We start from the raw sequence: 17,058 nt of genomic DNA, 5'->3' as shown, positions 1-17,058 counted from the left end.
ACGCCAGGAACGTGGCGCCGCCCGTCTTCGCCAGCACCTTGGTGATGGCGGCCGTCAGCGACGTCTTGCCGTGGTCCACGTGTCCGATCGTGCCGATGTTCACGTGGGGCTTGTTACGCTCGAACTTTTCCTTGGCCATGGCCTCTCCTCACGGGGTTGCCGGTCCAAAGCCCGGCACGTCTCGACTCGCGGAAAACAACTGCGAAGGTGCTGCGTCCTGCTCCAAACCTGCCACAACGTCAACTGAAATCGCCCGACCGGTCCACGGCCGGGCCGAAGCCACTCAGCGGTTGAGCGCCGTCTTGGGCGCAGGCGCGTAGTGACTGAACTGCATGGTGTAGGTCGCCCTTCCCTGACTGCGGCTGCGCAGGTCGGTCGAGTAGCCGAACATGGCAGCCAGGGGCACCTGCGCCTGGATGGCCTGCACACGACCAGGCCGGGGGGTCATCCCCTGCACCTTCCCGCGCCGCCCGTTCAGGTCGCCGATGACGTCGCCCATGAAGTCATCGGGCGTGACGATTTCGCAGTTCATGATGGGCTCGAGGAGCACGGGCGTGGCCGCGCGCACGGCGTCCTTGAAGGCCAGCGAGCCGGCGATCTTGAACGCAATCTCGCTGGAGTCCACGTCGTGCATGGAGCCGTCGAAGGCCTCCACCTTCACGTCCACCATGGGGTAGCCGGCCACCGGGCCGTTCTGCATGGCCTCGGCGCACCCGGCCTTCACCGCGTCGACGAACTCCTTGGAGACCACGCCGCCGGTGACCTTGTTCTCGAAGGAGAATCCCTTCCCCGGCTCATTGGGGGCCACGCGCAGCCAGATGTGGCCGTACTGGCCTCGGCCACCCGTCTGGCGGATGTACTTCCCTTCCATCTCCACCTGCGTGGTGACCGTCTCGCGGTAGGCCACCTGGGGCTTGCCGATGTTCGCGTCGACCTTGAACTCACGCAGGAGGCGGTCGACGATGATTTCCAGGTGGAGTTCGCCCATGCCCGCGATGAGCGTCTGCCCCGTCTCCTCGTTCGTCTTCACACGGAAGGACGGGTCCTCCATGGCCAGGCGCTGCAGCGACTGGAGGATCTTGTCCTGGTCCGCCGTCGACTTCGGCTCGATGGCGATGTCGATGACCGGCTCGGGGAAATCCATCCGCTCCAGGATGACGGGCTGCTTGTCGTCGCAGAGCGTGTCGCCCGTGCCGGCCAGCTTCAGCCCCACCACGGCGCAGATATCACCGGCATAGCACTCGGTGATTTCGTCCTTCTTGTCCGCGCGCATCTGCACGAGCCGGCTGATGCGCTCGCGCTTGCCCTTCACCGAGTTCCACACCGCAGAGCCCGCCTCCAGCTTGCCGGAGTAGACGCGGAGAAAGGTCAGCGTCTGGGACTGGAACGCGGGGTCGTTCATGATCTTGAACGCCAGCGCGCTGAAGGGCGCGTCGTCCCGCGTCTCGCGCACGACGTCCTCGCCGTTGGGCGTCTTGCCGTGGATGGGCGGCACCTCCAGCGGGCTGGGCAAGTAGTCCACCACCGCGTCCAGCAGCGGCTGCACGCCCTTGTGGCGGAAGGCCGAACCGCAGAACACGGGGAACAACTTCAGGCCCAGGCAGCCCTTGCGGATGGCGCCACGCACTTCGTCCTCGGTCAGCTCCACGCCCTCGAGGAACTTCTCAGTCAACGCGTCATCCTGCTCGGCGGCGGCCTCCAGCAGCTCGGCGCGGGCAGCGTCCGCCGCCGCCTTGAACTCCTCGGGGATGTCCGACTCTTCGTAGCGGCTGCCCTGCTCCGAGTCCTGGAACACCAGGGCCTTCATCTTCAGCAGGTCGATGACGCCGCGGTGCTTGTCCTCCGCGCCCAGCGGCAGCTGCATGCGGACCGCACGCGCGCCCAGCTTCTCGCGGATGGTGCCCACGGACATCTCGAAGTCGGCGCCCACCCGGTCCATCTTGTTGATGAAGCAGATGCGGGGGACCTTGTACTTGTCCGCCTGGCGCCACACCGTCTCCGACTGCGGCTCCACGCCGTTCACGGCGTCGAACACCGCGATGGCGCCGTCCAGCACGCGCAGGCTGCGCTCCACCTCGATGGTGAAGTCCACGTGTCCCGGCGTGTCGATGATGTTGACGCGGTAGCGCTGGTCGTGCCGGGCCCAGAAGGCGGAGATGGCGGCGGACGTGATCGTGATGCCGCGCTCACGCTCCTGGACCATCCAGTCGGTGGTGGTGTTGCCTTCGTGCACCTCGCCCATCCGGTGGATGGCGCCGGTGTAGAAGAGAATGCGCTCCGTGGTCGTCGTCTTGCCGGCATCGATGTGCGCCATGATGCCGATGTTGCGGTAGCGATCGAGGGGGTACTCACGGGCCATGACTCAATACCTCTCCAGGGAGGAAGGGCGGGCCCGAGGCCTCGACACCTGCCGGCCGGACGGATTCAGAGAACCTGCTACATCTAACAAAACCGCCCGGATGCATCCTCTGCACCCGGGCGGTAACCGCGAAGCCTCTAGGGCCTACCAGCGGTAGTGAGCGAAGGCCTTGTTGGCCTCCGCCATCTTGTGCGTGTCTTCACGCTTCTTCACCGCGTTGCCGCGGTTGTTGGCGGCGTCCATGATCTCACCGGCCAGCTTCTCCTGCATGGTCTTCTCACCACGCGCCTTGGAGTAGGTGATGATCCAACGCATGCCGAGCGCCACGCGGCGGTCCTGACGGACCTCGACAGGCACCTGGTAGGTGGCGCCACCGACGCGGCGGCTCTTGACCTCGAGCACCGGCTTGACGTTGTCGAGGGCCTTCTTGAAGGTCTTGAGGGGATCTTCCTTCGCGCGCTCCTCAATGAGGGCGAAGGCACCGTAGCAAACGCCTTCCGCGATGGACTTCTTGCCCTTCCGCATCAGGTCGTTGACGAACTTGGTGACGAGCCGGTCCTGGAACTTCGGATCCGGAAGAATCTTGCGCTTGGCGACTACGCGACGGCGAGGCATCTCTTCTCTCTTCCCTTACGCCCCACTCCCATTGGGAGAAATCCACGGGGCTTCAAGTACTGCAGGAGGAACTTCACAAGGACGCTCCCCAGGGTGCGGGGCAATGCGTCCGGACTCTGCGCTACAGAAGGTGATCCGCGTGACGAGCGATCAGCTCGGACGCTTCGCGCCGTACTTGGAGCGGCTCTGCTTGCGACCCGCGACACCCACGGAGTCCAGCGTTCCACGAACGATGTGGTAGCGGACGCCCGGGAGGTCCTTCACACGGCCACCGCGAATCATCACCACCGAGTGCTCCTGGAGGTTGTGACCCACGCCGGGGATGTAGGACGTGACCTCGATCCCGTTCGTCAGACGAACACGGGCCACCTTGCGGAGGGCCGAGTTCGGCTTCTTCGGGGTCGTGGTGTACACGCGCGTGCAAACGCCACGCTTCTGAGGGGACTCCTTGAGCGCGGGGCTCTTGCCCTTGACGACGAGCTTCTCGCGGCCCTTGCGGACCAGCTGGCTAATGGTCGGCACTGATACCTCTTCTTCGGGTTCGTCGCCGCCAGAGACACCAAGCGGCGCATATCTACCTACAAGACAACGGAAAGGCGCGCGAGTATAGGAAGGGGCCTATCCGTGTCAAGCACGGCCTGTCCCTTGCCTACAACCGGCCAGGGCCCCAGGTCCCATTCCCCGCCTCGGCGCTTCCGCGCACGGCTGGTCTACAACGGGGCGGTCCTCTACTCCGCGTGCGGTTAGAAGTCGAGGACCATCACGACGGCGTCCTCACCCTCGTCGACGTAGTAGTTCGGCCGGATGCCGACGGGACGGAAGCCGAAGGCCCGGTAGAGCTGGAGCGCGGCCTCGTTGCTCTTGCGCACCTCCAGGGTGGCCAGGGTGCAGCGCTTGGCCCTCCCCCGCGCCAGGACCTCGTCCATGACGGCGCGCGCCACGCCCCGGCGCCGGTGCTTGGGCGCGGTGGCCACGTTCAGCACGTGCACCTCGTCATGGACGATCCAGAAGATGGCCAGGCCCAGCAGCTCCGGCCCGTCCGCCTCCCGCTCCTCCTCCACGAGGAGGATGGTGGACCATTCGTGCTGAAGCTCGCGCTTGAGCAGGTCCTGGGACCAGGGGTTCTTGAACGAGGCCTGCTCCAGCAGCATGACCGCGGGCAGGTCCTCCGCCATCATCTGCCGGATGATGTAGCCGTGCCGGGCCTCGGGCGCCGGCTCCTCGCGCATCCGCCTCATCGACTTGCCTCCCGGGCAAAGGGTGCCACGCGGCGCACCTGCGCCGAGGCCCGCACCTGCGCCAGCTCTTCCGCCGCCAGCGCCCCATACCGCTCACGAACCAGCTTCTCCCGGATGGAGGCGCGCGCCGCCTCGTAGCCTTGCGGATATTCGTCCGCGTTCTGCTCGAAGTGGCGGCGGACCTCGGTCTCACCCACCTGCGCCCGCAGCCGGATGCGGCTGTCCAGGATGCGCTCGGCCCGAAGCCCCCGCGCCAGTACCCGCTCCAGCCCCTGCACGTCCACATCATGGCGGGACAGGAACCGCTTCAACGCCGCCTCCCCTCCCAGCACCGCCTGGAATGCGTCCACCCGCGCCTGGACCTCCGCGGGCTCGGCAGGGAAGGCCTGCAGCCGGTCCGCATTCAGGACCTGGACCCGCTGGTTGATGATGAGCTCCAGGGCCCCCCGGAGTGTGTCCTCGTCGAGCGGGAGCTCCAGGGCCTGCACGCCGCCTCGCTGGAGGAGCGCGACCCGGGCCTCGAAGCGCAGCTCGCTCAGGGTGAGCACCTGGCCCTCGATGATGGCCACTACCCGGTCCGCGACCCGGCCCTCCACGGTGGCCGGCGGGGTGGCCGCAGTCCCCACGGCTGGCACCAGCGAGAGCCAGCCCGCAAGCCACAGGGTATCCGCGCCGAGCCAGCGAGGCGGTGACATGGGCTCCCTCATCCTCCGGCGACTTTATACATCTCGCACGGTCCGGACAGTCCTTGCTGGCGCGTGCCTACCGGCTGGTTACGTTGAATCGGGTACACCACGGCGGGAACAAATGGCGGACGACTACTACCAGACCCTCGGCGTCGAACGGTCGGCTTCAGCGGAGGACGTCAAGAAGGCGTACCGCAAGCTGGCGCGCAAGTACCACCCGGACGTCAACCCGGGCAACAAGGCCGCCGAGGAGAAGTTCAAGCAGGTGAGCGCGGCGTTCGAGGTGCTTTCAGACACCCGGAAGCGCAAGCTCTACGACGAGTTCGGCCCCGACGCCGAGAAGATTGGCTTCGACGAAAAGAAGGCGGAGGCCTATCGGGCCTACAAAGCCTCGGCCGGGAGCGCCGGTGCCGGGGGCATTCCCTATGGCGCCGAGGGCTTCGACCTGGGTGACCTCTTCGGCGACCTGTTCGGAGGCCGTGGCGGTGGCGCGGCGGGCGGCGCCCCCGGGGGCTTCGACATTGGCGAGATGTTCGGGCGTCGGGCTCGCAACGCGGGGCCTGAGCGTGGAGAGGACCTGACGGTCCGCGTCCAGCTCACCCTGGCCGAAGCCGTCTCCGGCACCGAACGCCCCCTGGCCTTCAACCGCCCGGGCCGGTGCTCCACGTGCAGTGGCCGGGGCACATCAGGACCGGTGTCCACCTGCAACGTTTGCAACGGTACGGGCCGCTCCCGGCGTTCCGGGAGCCTGTTCGGTGGCGCGGGCGCGTGCCCCAACTGCCACGGCACGGGCAAGGCCGCGCCGCCCTGCCCCCAATGCGGGGGCTCGGGTGTGAAGGAGGAGCTGGCCCGGCTGACGGTGAAGATTCCCGCGGGCGTGCACACCGGCTCGAAGGTGCGGCTCTCCGGCCAGGGCGCGGCGGGGACGCGAGGCGGCCCCCCAGGCGACCTCTATATCGAGACCGAGGTGGCCGAACATCCCCTCGTGCGTCGCGAAGGTGACGACCTGCACCTCGATCTGCCAGTGACGGTCTCCGAGGCCCTGCTCGGCGCCGACGTGCGCGTCCCCACGTTCCAGGGGGAAGTCACCGTGAAGGTGCTCCCCCACTCCCAATCCGGCCGCCGCATGCGGCTGAAGGGGCGCGGTGTTCCCTCGCTCAAGGGCGGAGCGCAGGGCGACCTGTACCTCCACCTTCAAGTGAAGGTTCCCGAGGAAACAACCGCCGAGGCTCGGGCCGCCGCCGAGGCGCTCGCCCGGGCCTACCAGGGCGACGTCCGCCGCGAGCTGACGCTCTAGCCTCTTGCCTCTTGTCCTGGGCGTCGCACCGTCATAGACGGACTGCGCCCCACCTTCTCACGCCGCCGAACCATATGGAGCACACGCGCACATGGGCCTCTTAGACATCTTCACGGGCGGCTCGGGCCCCGAGAAAGCCCTCAAGCTCAAGCCCAAGGTCACCCAGAAGTACGGCGACCCCGCGACCCGGCAGAAGGCCATCCAGCAGTTAGGGGAAATGAAGGTCCCCGAGGCCGTGTCCGTGCTGCTCAGCCGCTTCACCCTCACCGTGGACCCGCTCACCACGGACGCGGATGAGAAGGAGCACACGTTCGAGCTGGTGAAGAGCTTCGGCAAGGACGTGGCCGTGCCGCCCATCCTGGAGTTCCTGCGCACCAGCGAGCAGGCCGCCTCGTGGGCCCTGCGGCTGCTCGGTGAGCTGACCTCCGAGGAGGAGACCATCACCGCCTGCGTGAACACGCTCCAGCACCTGTCCGCCTACTACACTCGCAACCCGGAGAAGAAGGTGGTGCTGCTGCACCACGTGGCCGGCAGCCAGGACCCTCGCATCCCCCCCGCGGTGGTGCCCTTCCTGGAGGACATGTCGGACGACGTGAAGATCGCCGCGCTCAAGGCGCTGGGCGTCTTCAAGTACGAGCCGGCGCGCGAGCCCATGCTGAAGCTGCTCACCGCCGATGAGACGGCTCGCCGGGTGCAGACGTCCGTACTCAGCGCGCTGGCGGAAGGCGGCTTCTCCGTGGAGGGCTACCAGGAGAAGGTGCAGCCGCTGCTGGTGGAGCCCTACGCCCTGGGCAACGACCAGCGCATCCAGCGCCGGGCCTGAGCCCCGGCTGTCGGCCAGCCGACACGGCCACTGTCCTCCGGAAGGCCTCGGAAGCCAGAGGCCGTTCACATGCGCGCGGAACTTGAGCAAGGATTCACCCCGTGCGCTCAAAGAAGAAGGGGACGCTGGCGGAAGTCGTACCGCTGCGTCCGGTTGCGAAGGCGGCCAAGAAGACTCCGAAGCGGCCCGCGAAGCCGCTCCCCTCGGTGGATGCGGATGTGGCTCACCGCGCCCTGCTGGAGATGTCTCGGCACCTGACGGACAACGCGGGGCCCACCGAAGCGCTCCGCTCCCACCTGCAGACCATCCACACGCTCCTCAAGCCGAAGGTCTGCTACGTGGCGCGCTACTTCCCATCTCGGGAGCAGCTCCACGTCGAGCACGTGCGAGGCCGCTACGACGACCGCGTCACCGCCGCCGTCCCCGGTGAGGGTGTGGTGGGCCGGGCCTTCTCCCAGAAGGCGCTGCTGCGTGATGGGGACACGGTCGCCGTGCCACTCGAGGGCCCGCAGGGCGTTGGTGGCGTCCTGGTGGTGCTGGGCTCCCGGCGCGAACCGTCCGACACGCTGTTGCAGTCACTGGCCGCGCAGCTCACCGCCGCCTACGAGGTGGCGCGCCTGCGTGACGACAGCGCCCGCCGCAACAAGGACCTGCAGACGGCCATCGCTGGCCTCAAGAGCCTGGAACAGAACCGCGAGGAGCTGCTGGGCAACGTCTCGCACGACCTGAAGAACCCGCTCACCACCATCAAGTCCTACCTGGCGATGATGGGCCGCGAGAAGCTGGGGCCCCTCACGGATGCCCAGCGCCGCGCGGTGCAGATCTGCGACCGGAACTCGGACCGGATGCTGCGCATGGTGAACGATTTGCTGCTCATGTCCCGGCTCCAGTCCGGGAAGATGCAGCTCAATCAGCGCCCCTTCGGCCTCAAGGCCGTGGCGGAGGAAGTGGTGCGCTCACTGGGGGCGCTCGCGGAGCACTGCAAGGTGCGCGTGGTGATTCCCCCCTGCCCCGAGGTGTTCGTCCGCGGCGACCGAGAGCGCATCGCCGAGGCCATCCACAACCTCGTGGAGAACGGCATCCACCACAGCGAGGCGGACGACACCGTCGAGGTGCGCGTCTCCGCCGAGGATGGCCTGGCGATGCTGACCGTGAAGGACAGCGGTCCGGGCATGTCCAGCGAGGCCCTGGAGCACGTCTTCGACGCCTTCTACCGCGCCACCCCGGGCATGCCCCGGCCGCCCGGTGCGGGGCTCGGGTTGCCTCTGGTGGGGAAGATTGTCGCCCTCCACGGCGGACGCATGGAGAGCAGCAGCGTCCTGGGCGAGGGCAGCACGTTCCAGATGGTGCTCCCCATGTTCGCCGGCGCCGTCAGCGCGCCGGAGATGACCCAGGCGGCGCCCAAGAGCGGCGGCATCCTGCTGGTGGAGGACGACGCCGACTGCCGCGAGGTGCTGCAGCAGGTGCTGGAGCAGGAGGGCTACCGGGTGATGGCCACCTCGGGCGCATCCGAGGCACGGTCCATTCTCTCCCACATCCGGCCAGCCATGGTCCTGCTCGACCTGCGGCTGAGCGAGGAGGACGGGCAGTCGGTGCTCCGCTACATCCGTGGCAACGAGTCGCTGGCGGACATCGTCGTGTACATCATCTCCGGAGCCACCGAGGTGGCGTCACTCACCTCGGGCCAGGGGCTGGAGCGCATCGACGGCTTCTTCGAAAAGCCCCTCAACCTGCCCAAGCTGCTGGACACCGTCTCCGCGGTGGTCCGGCCCAGCCGGCGAGCCCCCGCCGTGCCTTGATTGGGGGATTCGCCGCGGGCGCGAACAAGAGGTGGCCGGAAGCCACCTCGGTTTGTCTAGTATCCCCGCGGTCCCATGAGCACATCCGTCTACTCCCGTTACCGCGCCGCCTTCGCCCAGGCTCTTGCCACTGCCCTGGGCGTACCGGCCGCCGACATCGAAGCCCAGGTCAAGCCCGCCGAGCCGGCGCACGGCGACCTCAGCTTCGCCACCTTCCCTCTCGCCAAGGCCCAGAAGAAGGCCCCCCCCGCCATCGCCGCCGGGCTGGCGCAGTCGCTCAGCGTCCCCGGGCTGGAAATCAAGGCCGTGGGTCCGTACGTCAACGCGCGCTTCCCCATCCTGCCCTTCACGGCGGAGGTCATCGACGCCGCGCGAGGCGCGGGCATCCGCTACGGCGGTGACGAGGACGCGGGCCGCGGCAAGACGGTGGCCATCGACTACTCGTCGCCGAACATCGCCAAGCCCATTGGCTTCCACCACATCCGCACGACGTTCCTCGGCCACTGCATCGCCAACATCTACCGGGCGCTGGGCTGGCGGGTGGAAGGCATCAACTACCTGGGCGACTGGGGCAAACAGTTCGGCCTGGTGGCCGTGGGCTTCCAGGAGTACGGCGACCCGGCCCGCATCGACGACATGGGCCACCTGGTGGAGGTGTACGTCAAGGCCAACAAGCGCGCCGAGGCCGAGCCCGAGTTCGACGAGAAGGCCCGCGCCTTCTTCCGCCGCATGGAAGCCGGTGACGCCGAGGCCCTCAAGCTCTGGAACCAGTTCCGGGACACCAGCATCAAGGGCTTCAAGAAGATCTACGCGCGGATGGGCATCGAGTTCGAGCACATCGAGGGAGAGAGCCGCTACCAGGGGAAGATGGACGCGGTCGTCGACCAGATTGCGAAGAAGCCCGGCGTGAAGGAGTCGCAGGGCGCGCTCATCGTCGACCTGCCCTACGCGGAGAACGAGCCGCCCATCCTGCTGAAGAAGAACGACGGCAGCACGCTGTACGCCACGCGTGACCTGGCCGCCGCGCAAGACCGGTACGAGCGCTTCCAATTCGACAAGTCGCTCTACGTCGTCGCGCAGGACCAGGCGCTGCACTTCCGGCAGGTGTTCCGCACGCTGAAGGAGATGGACCTGCCCTGGGCCGACCGCGCCGTCCACGTCGCGTTCGGCCGCATCCACGGCATGAGCACGCGCAAGGGCCAGGTGGTTCAGCTCAACGACGTGCTGGACGAGGCGCGCGACCGCGTCTCCGTCAAGGTGCGGGAGAACGTGGAGGCCGGCCGCATCCAGACGGATGACGCGGACGCCCTCTCCGAGCAGATCGCCCTGGGCGCCATTGCCTTCGGCGACCTCAAGCACAAGCGCGCCAGCGACTACACCTTCGACTGGGACGAGGTGCTCAGCTTCGAGGGCCACACCGGCCCCTATCTCCAGTACGCCCACGCGCGCGCCGTCAACGTGCTGCGCAAGGGCGGTGGCGCGCCGGCCAGCTACGACGCGGCCCTGCTGACGCTCCCCGAGGAGCAGGCCCTGCTGCGCGAAATCATGCGCCTGCCCGAGGTGGTCCGCGACGCGGCGGAGCAGTATGAGCCCAGCCTCGTGGCGAGACTGCTGCTCGACGTGGCGTCGGCGCTCAGCCGCTACTACACGCTGGGCAACCAGGAGCGCGACAAGCGCATCAACGTCGAAGGCAATGACGCGCTGCGTTCCGCGCGACTCGCCCTCATCGACGCCGCCCGGGTTACTCTGGCCGCGGGACTGACGCTGCTGGGCATTCCCACGCCCGACAACATGTAGCCGGGAGCATTCTTGGAGACCGCGCTGTCACCGTCTGCGAATCAGGGAGCGTCCTCACTGAAGGACGAATTCGGCCCCATGGGCCGGGCGCTGGGAACGCGCTACCTGGAGAGCGTGCACTTCCCGCCGGAAGCGGAAACAGAGCTCCGGAACCTGCACGCCAAGGGCTTCGTGGTGCACGTCATGCGCACCACCGCCTGGGTGAACTTCCTCTACCTGACGTGGGCCATGGTGCGCCGGGCGCTGCCGCCCGTGCGCGCCGTGGTGAACCTGCGGCCATGGTTCACCAGACCCTGGCGACAGGCGAAACAGAGCGGTGACTTCACGCAACGCTTCGAGCACGCCCGGCAGACGGGGGGCAGCGGCCTGGTCTTCCTGCGCCGCACCGCCCTGCTCCGTCCCTCCGGGAAGGAGACGCGCGAGGACCCCTTCCCCGCCCTGGTGGCCATGGCCCGCCAGTCCGACAAGCCCGTGTACCTGGTGCCGGAGCTGTTCGTCTGGGAGAAGCGCCCCGCGCGCCTGAAGCCCAACTGGGTGGACGTGGTGTTCGGCAGCCCCGAGGCACCGGGTTTCCTGCACTCGATGCTGGCCTTCTTCCGCAACTACAAGCGCGCGCAGTTCCGCGTGGGCGAGCCCATCGACCTGCAGCGCTTCGTCGCGGAGAACCCTCGCGACTCGGACGAACTGCTCGCCCGCAAGGCGCGTAGCAGTCTCCACGTCCACCTCGCGCGCGAAACACGGGCCGTGTTCGGTCCGCCGGTGAAGCCCGCCTCGCGCGTCATCGAGGAGACGCTGCGCGACAGGTCCCTGCGCAAGGTGGTGGAGGAGTGCGCGGCGGAATCCGGGCGCAAGCCGGAGAGTGTCCTGCGCGAGGCTCGCCGCAACCTGGAGGCCATTGCCGCCAAGCCCAGCCCCACCGCGCTGGCATTTACCTCCCCCGTGCTGGAGTGGGTGTTCAACCGCATCTATGACGGCATGCACGTGGACGAGGCTGGCCTCCACCGCGCGCTCAAGGCCGCGAGCCACGCGCCCATCGTCCTGTGCCCCAGCCACAAGAGCCACGTCGACTACCTGGTGATGAGCTGGGTGCTGTGGAACCGGGGCTACGCGGTGCCCCTGGTGGCCGCGGGCGCCAACCTCTCCTTCTGGCCCCTGGGCACGTTCTTCCGCCGCTGTGGCGCGTTCTTCCTCCGGCGCTCCTTCAAGGGCGACAAGGTTTACGCCGCGTCCTTCAAGGCCTACGTGCGCAAGCTGGTGCACGACGGCATCCACCAGGAGTTCTTCCCGGAAGGCGGCCGTTCGCGCACGGGCAAGCTGCTGTTGCCCAAGCTGGGCATGTTCACCTGGCAGGTGGAGTCCGTGCTGGAGGGCGCGCGCGATGACCTCATCTTCGTGCCGGTGGCCATCGACTACGAGAAGGTCGTCGAGTCCAGCAGCTACTCGAAGGAGCTGGCTGGCGGAGAAAAGAAGCCCGAGGACCTCAAGGCGCTCTTGAGCACGCCCAAGGTGCTGGCGGCGCGGTACGGCCGCATCCACCTGGGCTTCGATGAGCCCATCTCCCTGCGCGCGTTCATGCAGGCGCGTGGCATCAATCCGGACGAACCGGTGTCGGACGAGCAGAAGAAGGGGCTCGTCCGCGCGCTGGGCAACCGGGTGATGTACGGCATCAGCAAGGTGTCCACGGTGACGCCGCACGCGCTGGTCAGCACCGCCCTGCTCTCGCACCGGCGCCGCGGCCTGACGCAGCGGGAGATGGCGGACCGCATCAACATCCTGCGCCGAATCGCCGTGGAGGAGGGCTCGCCGCAGTCGGTGGAGATGCGCAACGCCCCCAGCAACCCGGAGACGATGGGCGCCATCCAGGACGCCATGCGCACGTTCATCTCCGACGAGATGGTGCGCACCCAGGAAGCGCGTGGCGAGGTCATCTACCAGGTGGAGGAGGCACGCCGCCCGGAGCTGTCCTTCTACAAGAACACGCTGATGAACCTGGTGGCCTCCCGGAGCCTCGTGGCCAACGCCATGCTGGCCAGCGGCAGCCCCGCGCCCTACGACACCGTGAAGGAGCGCGCGCTGTTCCTGTCCCGCCTCTTCAAGGTGGAGTTCATCTACCGGGTGGGCACCACGTTCGACTCCATCTTCGCGGAGACGGTGGAGCGGCTGGAGCGCATGGGTCTGGTGCTCGAGGAGAACGAGACGCTCCGCGTGGCCCCCGAGGCCCACGCGCGTCCGGACCTGGAGTTCCTGGCCGACATGCTGCGCGACTACCTGGAGGCCTACCTGCTGGCGGCCCTGACGCTCCAGGACGTGGCCACCGGCGCCGCGGAGGACCGGAAGTCCTTCGTGAAGATGGCTCTGGAAACGGGCCGCGCGGAGTACCACGCCGGCCGCATCACCGCCTCCGAATCCCTGGCCAAGGTGACGCTGGAGAACGCGGTGGCGTTCCTCCTGGACCAGAAGCTGCTCATCGAGGCCGACAAGAAGCTGACGCTGGGCCCCGCCGCCACCGAGCAGCAGGCCCGCACACAGCTCGTGGACGACATCCGTGGGTACCTGAAGCGCGGCTGAGCGGCCCTCCCTGGCCCCGTCCGCGCCCGCCGCCGCGCTGCTCGAGCCAGGATGAAGGGCGTCAAGGTTCGAGCACGAGAGGAATAGGAGAAAGCCCGTTGGAAGACGCCCCCCCCAGCGATGTTGCGCCCCCTCCACCAGGGCCGCCCTCTGGCACCCGCTTCAGCACGAGCCCCAAATGGCTCGCGGTGGTGAGCGCCGCGTTTGCACTCGGCGCGTTCATCCTCGTGGGCGGCACCGTCCAGCTCGCGAACCCAGCCTTCGGCATCTGGTTCACCGAGCTGGTCGTGTTCCTGGGCCTGGGCTGGGTGATGCTGCGCAACGCGGGCTGGCGCCCGGTCCTCTACACGGGGCTGCTGCCAGCGCCGCGAGCGGCCACCGTCTTCGGCTTCCTCCTGGGCGTGGCGAACTTCTTCGCGTTGGTGGTTCCCATCCAGTTCCTGGCCCAGTCGGTGGCGCCGGAGTGGCTGACGCGGATGTTCGACAGCTCGAAGCTGTTCGCGGATCAGACGCCGCTGGAGCTGGCCATCATCCTCACGGGTGTGTCGGTGGCCGCGCCCTTCTGCGAGGAGTTCTTCTTCCGCGGCATCTTCCAGCGAGGCCTCACCCCACCGGCACCCGCGCCCACCACCGCGCCCCTGGTCATCTCCGCCGTGGTGTTCAGCGCCTTCCACCTGGACCCGGTGGGCTTCCTGGCTCGCACGGAGCTGGGCCTGCTCTTCGGCTGGCTCTACCTGCGCACCGGCTCGCTGTGGCCCGCCATTGGCGCCCACGCGGCCAACAACCTGGTGTCCTCAGTGCTCTTCCTGTCCGCCAAGGCACTGGGCACAGATGCCTCCGAAGCGACGTCTGAAGCGACAGACCCCCGCCTGGTGCTCGTGCTCGCCGCGGCGGGCTGGGCGGGCATGAGCGCCCTGCTCGCCTACGCGCGGCGGCAGCCTGGCGTCTGGGGGCCCGGCGCACGCGCCAGCGACGAGGAGGCCCAAGAGCCCGGCCCCACGCCTTCCCTGGTGCGACTGATGCTTCCCTGGGTGGTGGGGGCCACGGTGTCACTGGGCCTGCTGGTGGCCGTGGACTCGCGAGGGTTGGCCCTCAACTTCTACGACGCGCAGCATCCGCTGCCGACACTGGAGTCCCCCCAGGCCCCCGCGCTGCACGCGGAGCGCAAGGCGTTGAGCGCGCTCCGCGCCTCGGCTCGACGAGGGGAGCTGCCCATGGAGGCCTACTACGAGGAGCGGGAGCGGCAGATTCGCGCGCACCGCATCCAAACCGGGCCAGGGCTGAAGCCCTGACCCACGCCGTGCCGCTTCAGACGAAGCGGTACGTGCTGACGTGGAAGATGGGACCCACCATGGCGCTGGTGAGTGTGTCCCCGTCCACGCGGCCTTCTGCTTCGATGCGCTGACCGTCCTTCTTCAGCTTCCGGTCCCCGCCAGCGAGCTGGTACGTGGTGCCGTCGTCTCCCTCCAGCACCCAGACGCCCGTTTCGATGTCACGGAAGACGACGCGGCCAGTGAGCTTCATGCGTCCTCCTTCTGGAGCATCGCGCGGGCGATGACGAGGCAGATGACGGTGTTGAAGCCCAGCCAGGGCTTGGCGAGGAACGCGAAGGGCAGCCACGCCAGCGCCGGCGCTCCGGCCCAGGCCGTGTAGGCCAGGAAGCCCGCGAAGCCGAGCGCCAGGCCCCCCATGGCCGACCGCAGCCCCCGCCACTTGATGGCCGGCAGCGACAGGAGCAGCGGGATGAGCGCGCTGTAGAACAGCGGGTTCACCGTCCGGCCCCGGCCGAAGATGATGCGCTCCCAGTCCGGCAGGGGCAGCGACGCCACCTGCACCACGTCCCCCGCGGCCCCCTCAGCGCCCCCGAACCAGCCGCGCAGGAAGAAGGCGCCCACCGTCGAGAGCAACAGCGGGATGAGGAAGGCGGGCCGCACCAGCACGTTGAGGTAGCCCGGCCGCGCACGGCCTCGCAGCGTCAGCAGTACGAACGCCAGCAGCGCCAGCGCCCAGTACAGCGGCGGCCACTGCGCCTGGCCGCCGCCGCGCAGCGACGCGAGCGACGCCTCGGCGTTGAGCAGGCCGTGGCCGTATTGCTCGCTCCACGCCTGGTCCGCAGACTTCTTCGCGCCCGCGTAGAGGGCCTGCTCCACCTCGTCTGGTCCCTTGGCGCCGGCCGCGTAGAGCATCGCCGCCACCGCCGCGACGTGCGGCGTGGCCATGCTGGTGCCCTGGTAGGACGCGTAGACGAAGCGCGAGACGTCGCGCGGGTCGAGGGTGTTCTGGAGGATGCCCCCCTGGTCGCCCCGGCGCTTGTCACCGCCCGGCGCGGCGATGTCCAACTCCTTGCCGTAGGAGGAATACGGCGCCAGCACACCGTCCGGCCCCACGGCCGACACCGCCACCGCGCCCGGGTAGGCCGCGGGGAACTCCACCGTCGCACGCCCGCCGTTGCCGGCCGCGGCCACCACGGTGACGCCCTTCTTGCGCGCGTACTCCACCGCGCTGGCCATCACCTGCGAGTACGCCCCGCCGCCCAGGGACAGGTTGATGACGTCCGCCCCCTTGTCCGCCGCGAAGCGGATGGCGTCCGCGATGTCCGCCGTGTTCCCGCCACCGAAGTGGTTGAGCACCTTGACGGGCATCAGCGTCGCCTCGAAGGCCACGCCCGCCACGCCTTCGCCATTGTTGGTGGCCTGGGCGATGGTGCCCGCCACGTGCGTGCCGTGCCCGTGGTCGTCGTTGGCGTGCTCGTCGTCGTTGACGAAGTCGAAGCCCTTCACGAACTTCACGCCCTTGAGGTCCGGCGCCCGCTTGAAGTCGCCGTGGTCCTCGTACGCGATGCCGGTGTCCAGCACCGCCACCACCACGCCCTTGCCCCGGTTGCGCTCCCAGGCCTTGGGCATGTCGATCATCCGCAGGTTCCACTGCTGCGCGAAGTGCGGGTCGTTCGGCGTGAAACTGGCGCGGACCTCCATCATCGGCTCGGCGGCCTCCACGGCCGGGTGCTGGCGGATGCGCTCGAGCACCCCGTCCACGTCGTCCACGCCCACCGCCACCGTGAGGGCCTCGTCGGCGCTCTCCACAGAGTTGAGCTCCAGGTCGACGCCCCAGTCGGCCTCCCAGGCGTCGAACTCCGCCTTCGTCGTGCCGTCCTTGAAGTCCACGACGATGGCGCCCGCCACCACGTCCCGCGCATCGAGCGCCCGCAGATTCGCGGTAGGCGGCGTGTCCTGCTCACGAGAAGCGGACGCACAGGCGGCCGACAGCGTCAGGGCCAACGCCGCGCCACCCAGGGTCCATCGCACCTTCCGCATCAGGCCACTCCTTGAGAAACGAAACACGCGTCTGGAAGACCCTTACGAACGAACGTCACAACGATTGGGTCTGCACCGACAGTCTGGATGTCCCCTCTCCCTGCGTGCAAGGGCGGCAAGGAGGAGAAACGTGAAGAAGTACGATGGTTTGCGATACAACGGTCAACCGCCGGAGAGCCGCCGCAGCCAGGCCGCGACAGCTCGGCCGACCTGAGGAAGGTTCCGCTGGAAGGTAGGTCCGGCATCATCGATGACCTCCAAGTCGCCTCCCGTCCGAGCGATAGCGGCGGAGACGGCGGCCCGCGGCAGCCGGGTGTCCTCCTCCCCCTGTACCACCAGGAGCGGGCACGTCACCCGGGACAGGACTTCCGGCGCCACCAGGGCCGGGGCCACCAGACACAGGCCTCCCACGGCGGGGTGCTTCGCCTGGAGCGCCAGGGCCACCTGGGCCCCCCCGTGGAGGGACGCCACCGCCAGCGCTTTGGCCCCCGCGTTCTCCAGCAGCATCTGCATGGCGGCCTCCGCGTCCGCCAGCAGCTCCAAGTCCCGCCCCCGCTTGCCC

14 protein-coding genes and 1 pseudogene are annotated in these 17,058 nt (G+C 68.4%); 6 read left to right on the top strand and 9 right to left on the bottom strand.

The window, feature by feature from the left end; all coding sequences use genetic code 11:
* From FL344_RS35505 to FL344_RS35480, 6 genes are all read right to left on the bottom strand, one after another.
* Positions 1-139: GTP-binding protein (locus FL344_RS35505; RefSeq protein WP_228556459.1), on the bottom strand; the 139-nt coding region annotated here is incomplete at its 3' end.
* Between the two features lie 144 nt (positions 140-283).
* Positions 284-2,359: an elongation factor G gene (gene fusA / locus FL344_RS35500; protein WP_141621641.1), complete on the bottom strand. Its 2,076-nt coding sequence runs from the start codon at positions 2,357-2,359 to the stop codon at positions 284-286.
* 144 nt (positions 2,360-2,503) lie between these two features.
* A complete protein-coding gene (gene rpsG, locus FL344_RS35495; protein WP_011553340.1) occupies positions 2,504-2,974 on the bottom strand; it encodes a 30S ribosomal protein S7 in 471 nt (156 codons plus the stop codon).
* Positions 2,975-3,124: 150 nt separating this feature from the next.
* Positions 3,125-3,496 carry a 30S ribosomal protein S12 gene (gene rpsL / locus FL344_RS35490; RefSeq protein ID WP_002637381.1) on the bottom strand — a complete coding sequence of 124 codons (372 nt, stop codon included), beginning with the start codon at positions 3,494-3,496 and terminating at the stop codon, positions 3,125-3,127.
* A gap of 221 nt (positions 3,497-3,717) precedes the next feature.
* The gene (gene rimI / locus FL344_RS35485; RefSeq protein WP_141594458.1) at positions 3,718-4,212 is read right to left on the bottom strand and encodes a ribosomal protein S18-alanine N-acetyltransferase; all 495 of its coding nucleotides are present in this window, start codon (positions 4,210-4,212) and stop codon (positions 3,718-3,720) included.
* Positions 4,209-4,907 carry a hypothetical protein gene (locus tag FL344_RS35480; protein WP_228565607.1) on the bottom strand — a complete coding sequence of 233 codons (699 nt, stop codon included), beginning with the start codon at positions 4,905-4,907 and terminating at the stop codon, positions 4,209-4,211. The genes rimI and FL344_RS35480 overlap by 4 nt, the downstream gene beginning before the upstream one ends.
* A 112-nt stretch (positions 4,908-5,019) precedes the next feature.
* Here FL344_RS35480 and FL344_RS35475 point away from each other — a divergent pair, with 112 nt between their 5' ends.
* The 6 genes from FL344_RS35475 (at position 5,020) to FL344_RS35450 (ending at position 14,474) form a co-directional block, all read left to right on the top strand.
* Positions 5,020-6,195: a DnaJ C-terminal domain-containing protein gene (locus FL344_RS35475; protein WP_141594456.1), complete on the top strand. Its 1,176-nt coding sequence runs from the start codon at positions 5,020-5,022 to the stop codon at positions 6,193-6,195.
* 91 nt (positions 6,196-6,286) lie between these two features.
* Positions 6,287-7,018: a HEAT repeat domain-containing protein gene (locus tag FL344_RS35470; RefSeq protein ID WP_141621639.1), complete on the top strand. Its 732-nt coding sequence runs from the start codon at positions 6,287-6,289 to the stop codon at positions 7,016-7,018.
* 101 nt (positions 7,019-7,119) lie between these two features.
* Positions 7,120-8,817, top strand: a complete 1,698-nt coding sequence (locus FL344_RS35465) for a hybrid sensor histidine kinase/response regulator (protein ID WP_141594454.1) — start codon at positions 7,120-7,122, stop codon at positions 8,815-8,817.
* Between the two features lie 75 nt (positions 8,818-8,892).
* A complete protein-coding gene (gene argS / locus FL344_RS35460; RefSeq protein ID WP_141621638.1) occupies positions 8,893-10,614 on the top strand; it encodes an arginine--tRNA ligase in 1,722 nt (573 codons plus the stop codon).
* A 12-nt stretch (positions 10,615-10,626) separates the two neighbouring features.
* Positions 10,627-13,182, top strand: a complete 2,556-nt coding sequence (locus FL344_RS35455) for a 1-acyl-sn-glycerol-3-phosphate acyltransferase (RefSeq protein ID WP_141621637.1) — start codon at positions 10,627-10,629, stop codon at positions 13,180-13,182.
* A gap of 98 nt (positions 13,183-13,280) precedes the next feature.
* Positions 13,281-14,474, top strand: a complete 1,194-nt coding sequence (locus FL344_RS35450; RefSeq protein ID WP_228565606.1) for a type II CAAX endopeptidase family protein — start codon at positions 13,281-13,283, stop codon at positions 14,472-14,474.
* 16 nt (positions 14,475-14,490) lie between these two features.
* On the opposite strand, the gene FL344_RS35445 is transcribed toward FL344_RS35450, so the two are convergent.
* From FL344_RS35445 to FL344_RS35435, 3 genes and pseudogenes are all read right to left on the bottom strand, one after another.
* Positions 14,491-14,706 (bottom strand): DUF5818 domain-containing protein, encoded by a 216-nt coding sequence (locus FL344_RS35445; protein ID WP_011553331.1) that lies wholly within the window; start codon positions 14,704-14,706, stop codon positions 14,491-14,493.
* Entirely contained in the window at positions 14,703-16,496 is a 1,794-nt protein-coding gene (locus FL344_RS35440) for a S8 family serine peptidase (RefSeq protein ID WP_141621636.1), read from the bottom strand. Before FL344_RS35440 ends, FL344_RS35445 begins: the two co-directional genes overlap by 4 nt.
* A gap of 162 nt (positions 16,497-16,658) precedes the next feature.
* A pseudogene (locus FL344_RS35435) lies at positions 16,659-17,058 on the bottom strand (alpha/beta hydrolase); the annotation flags it as partial.

Origin of the sequence: Myxococcus sp. AB036A (assembly GCF_006547355.1) — a bacterium.
Classification (GTDB): domain Bacteria; phylum Myxococcota; class Myxococcia; order Myxococcales; family Myxococcaceae; genus Myxococcus; species Myxococcus virescens.
This window is presented reverse-complemented; position numbering and strand designations above follow the sequence as displayed.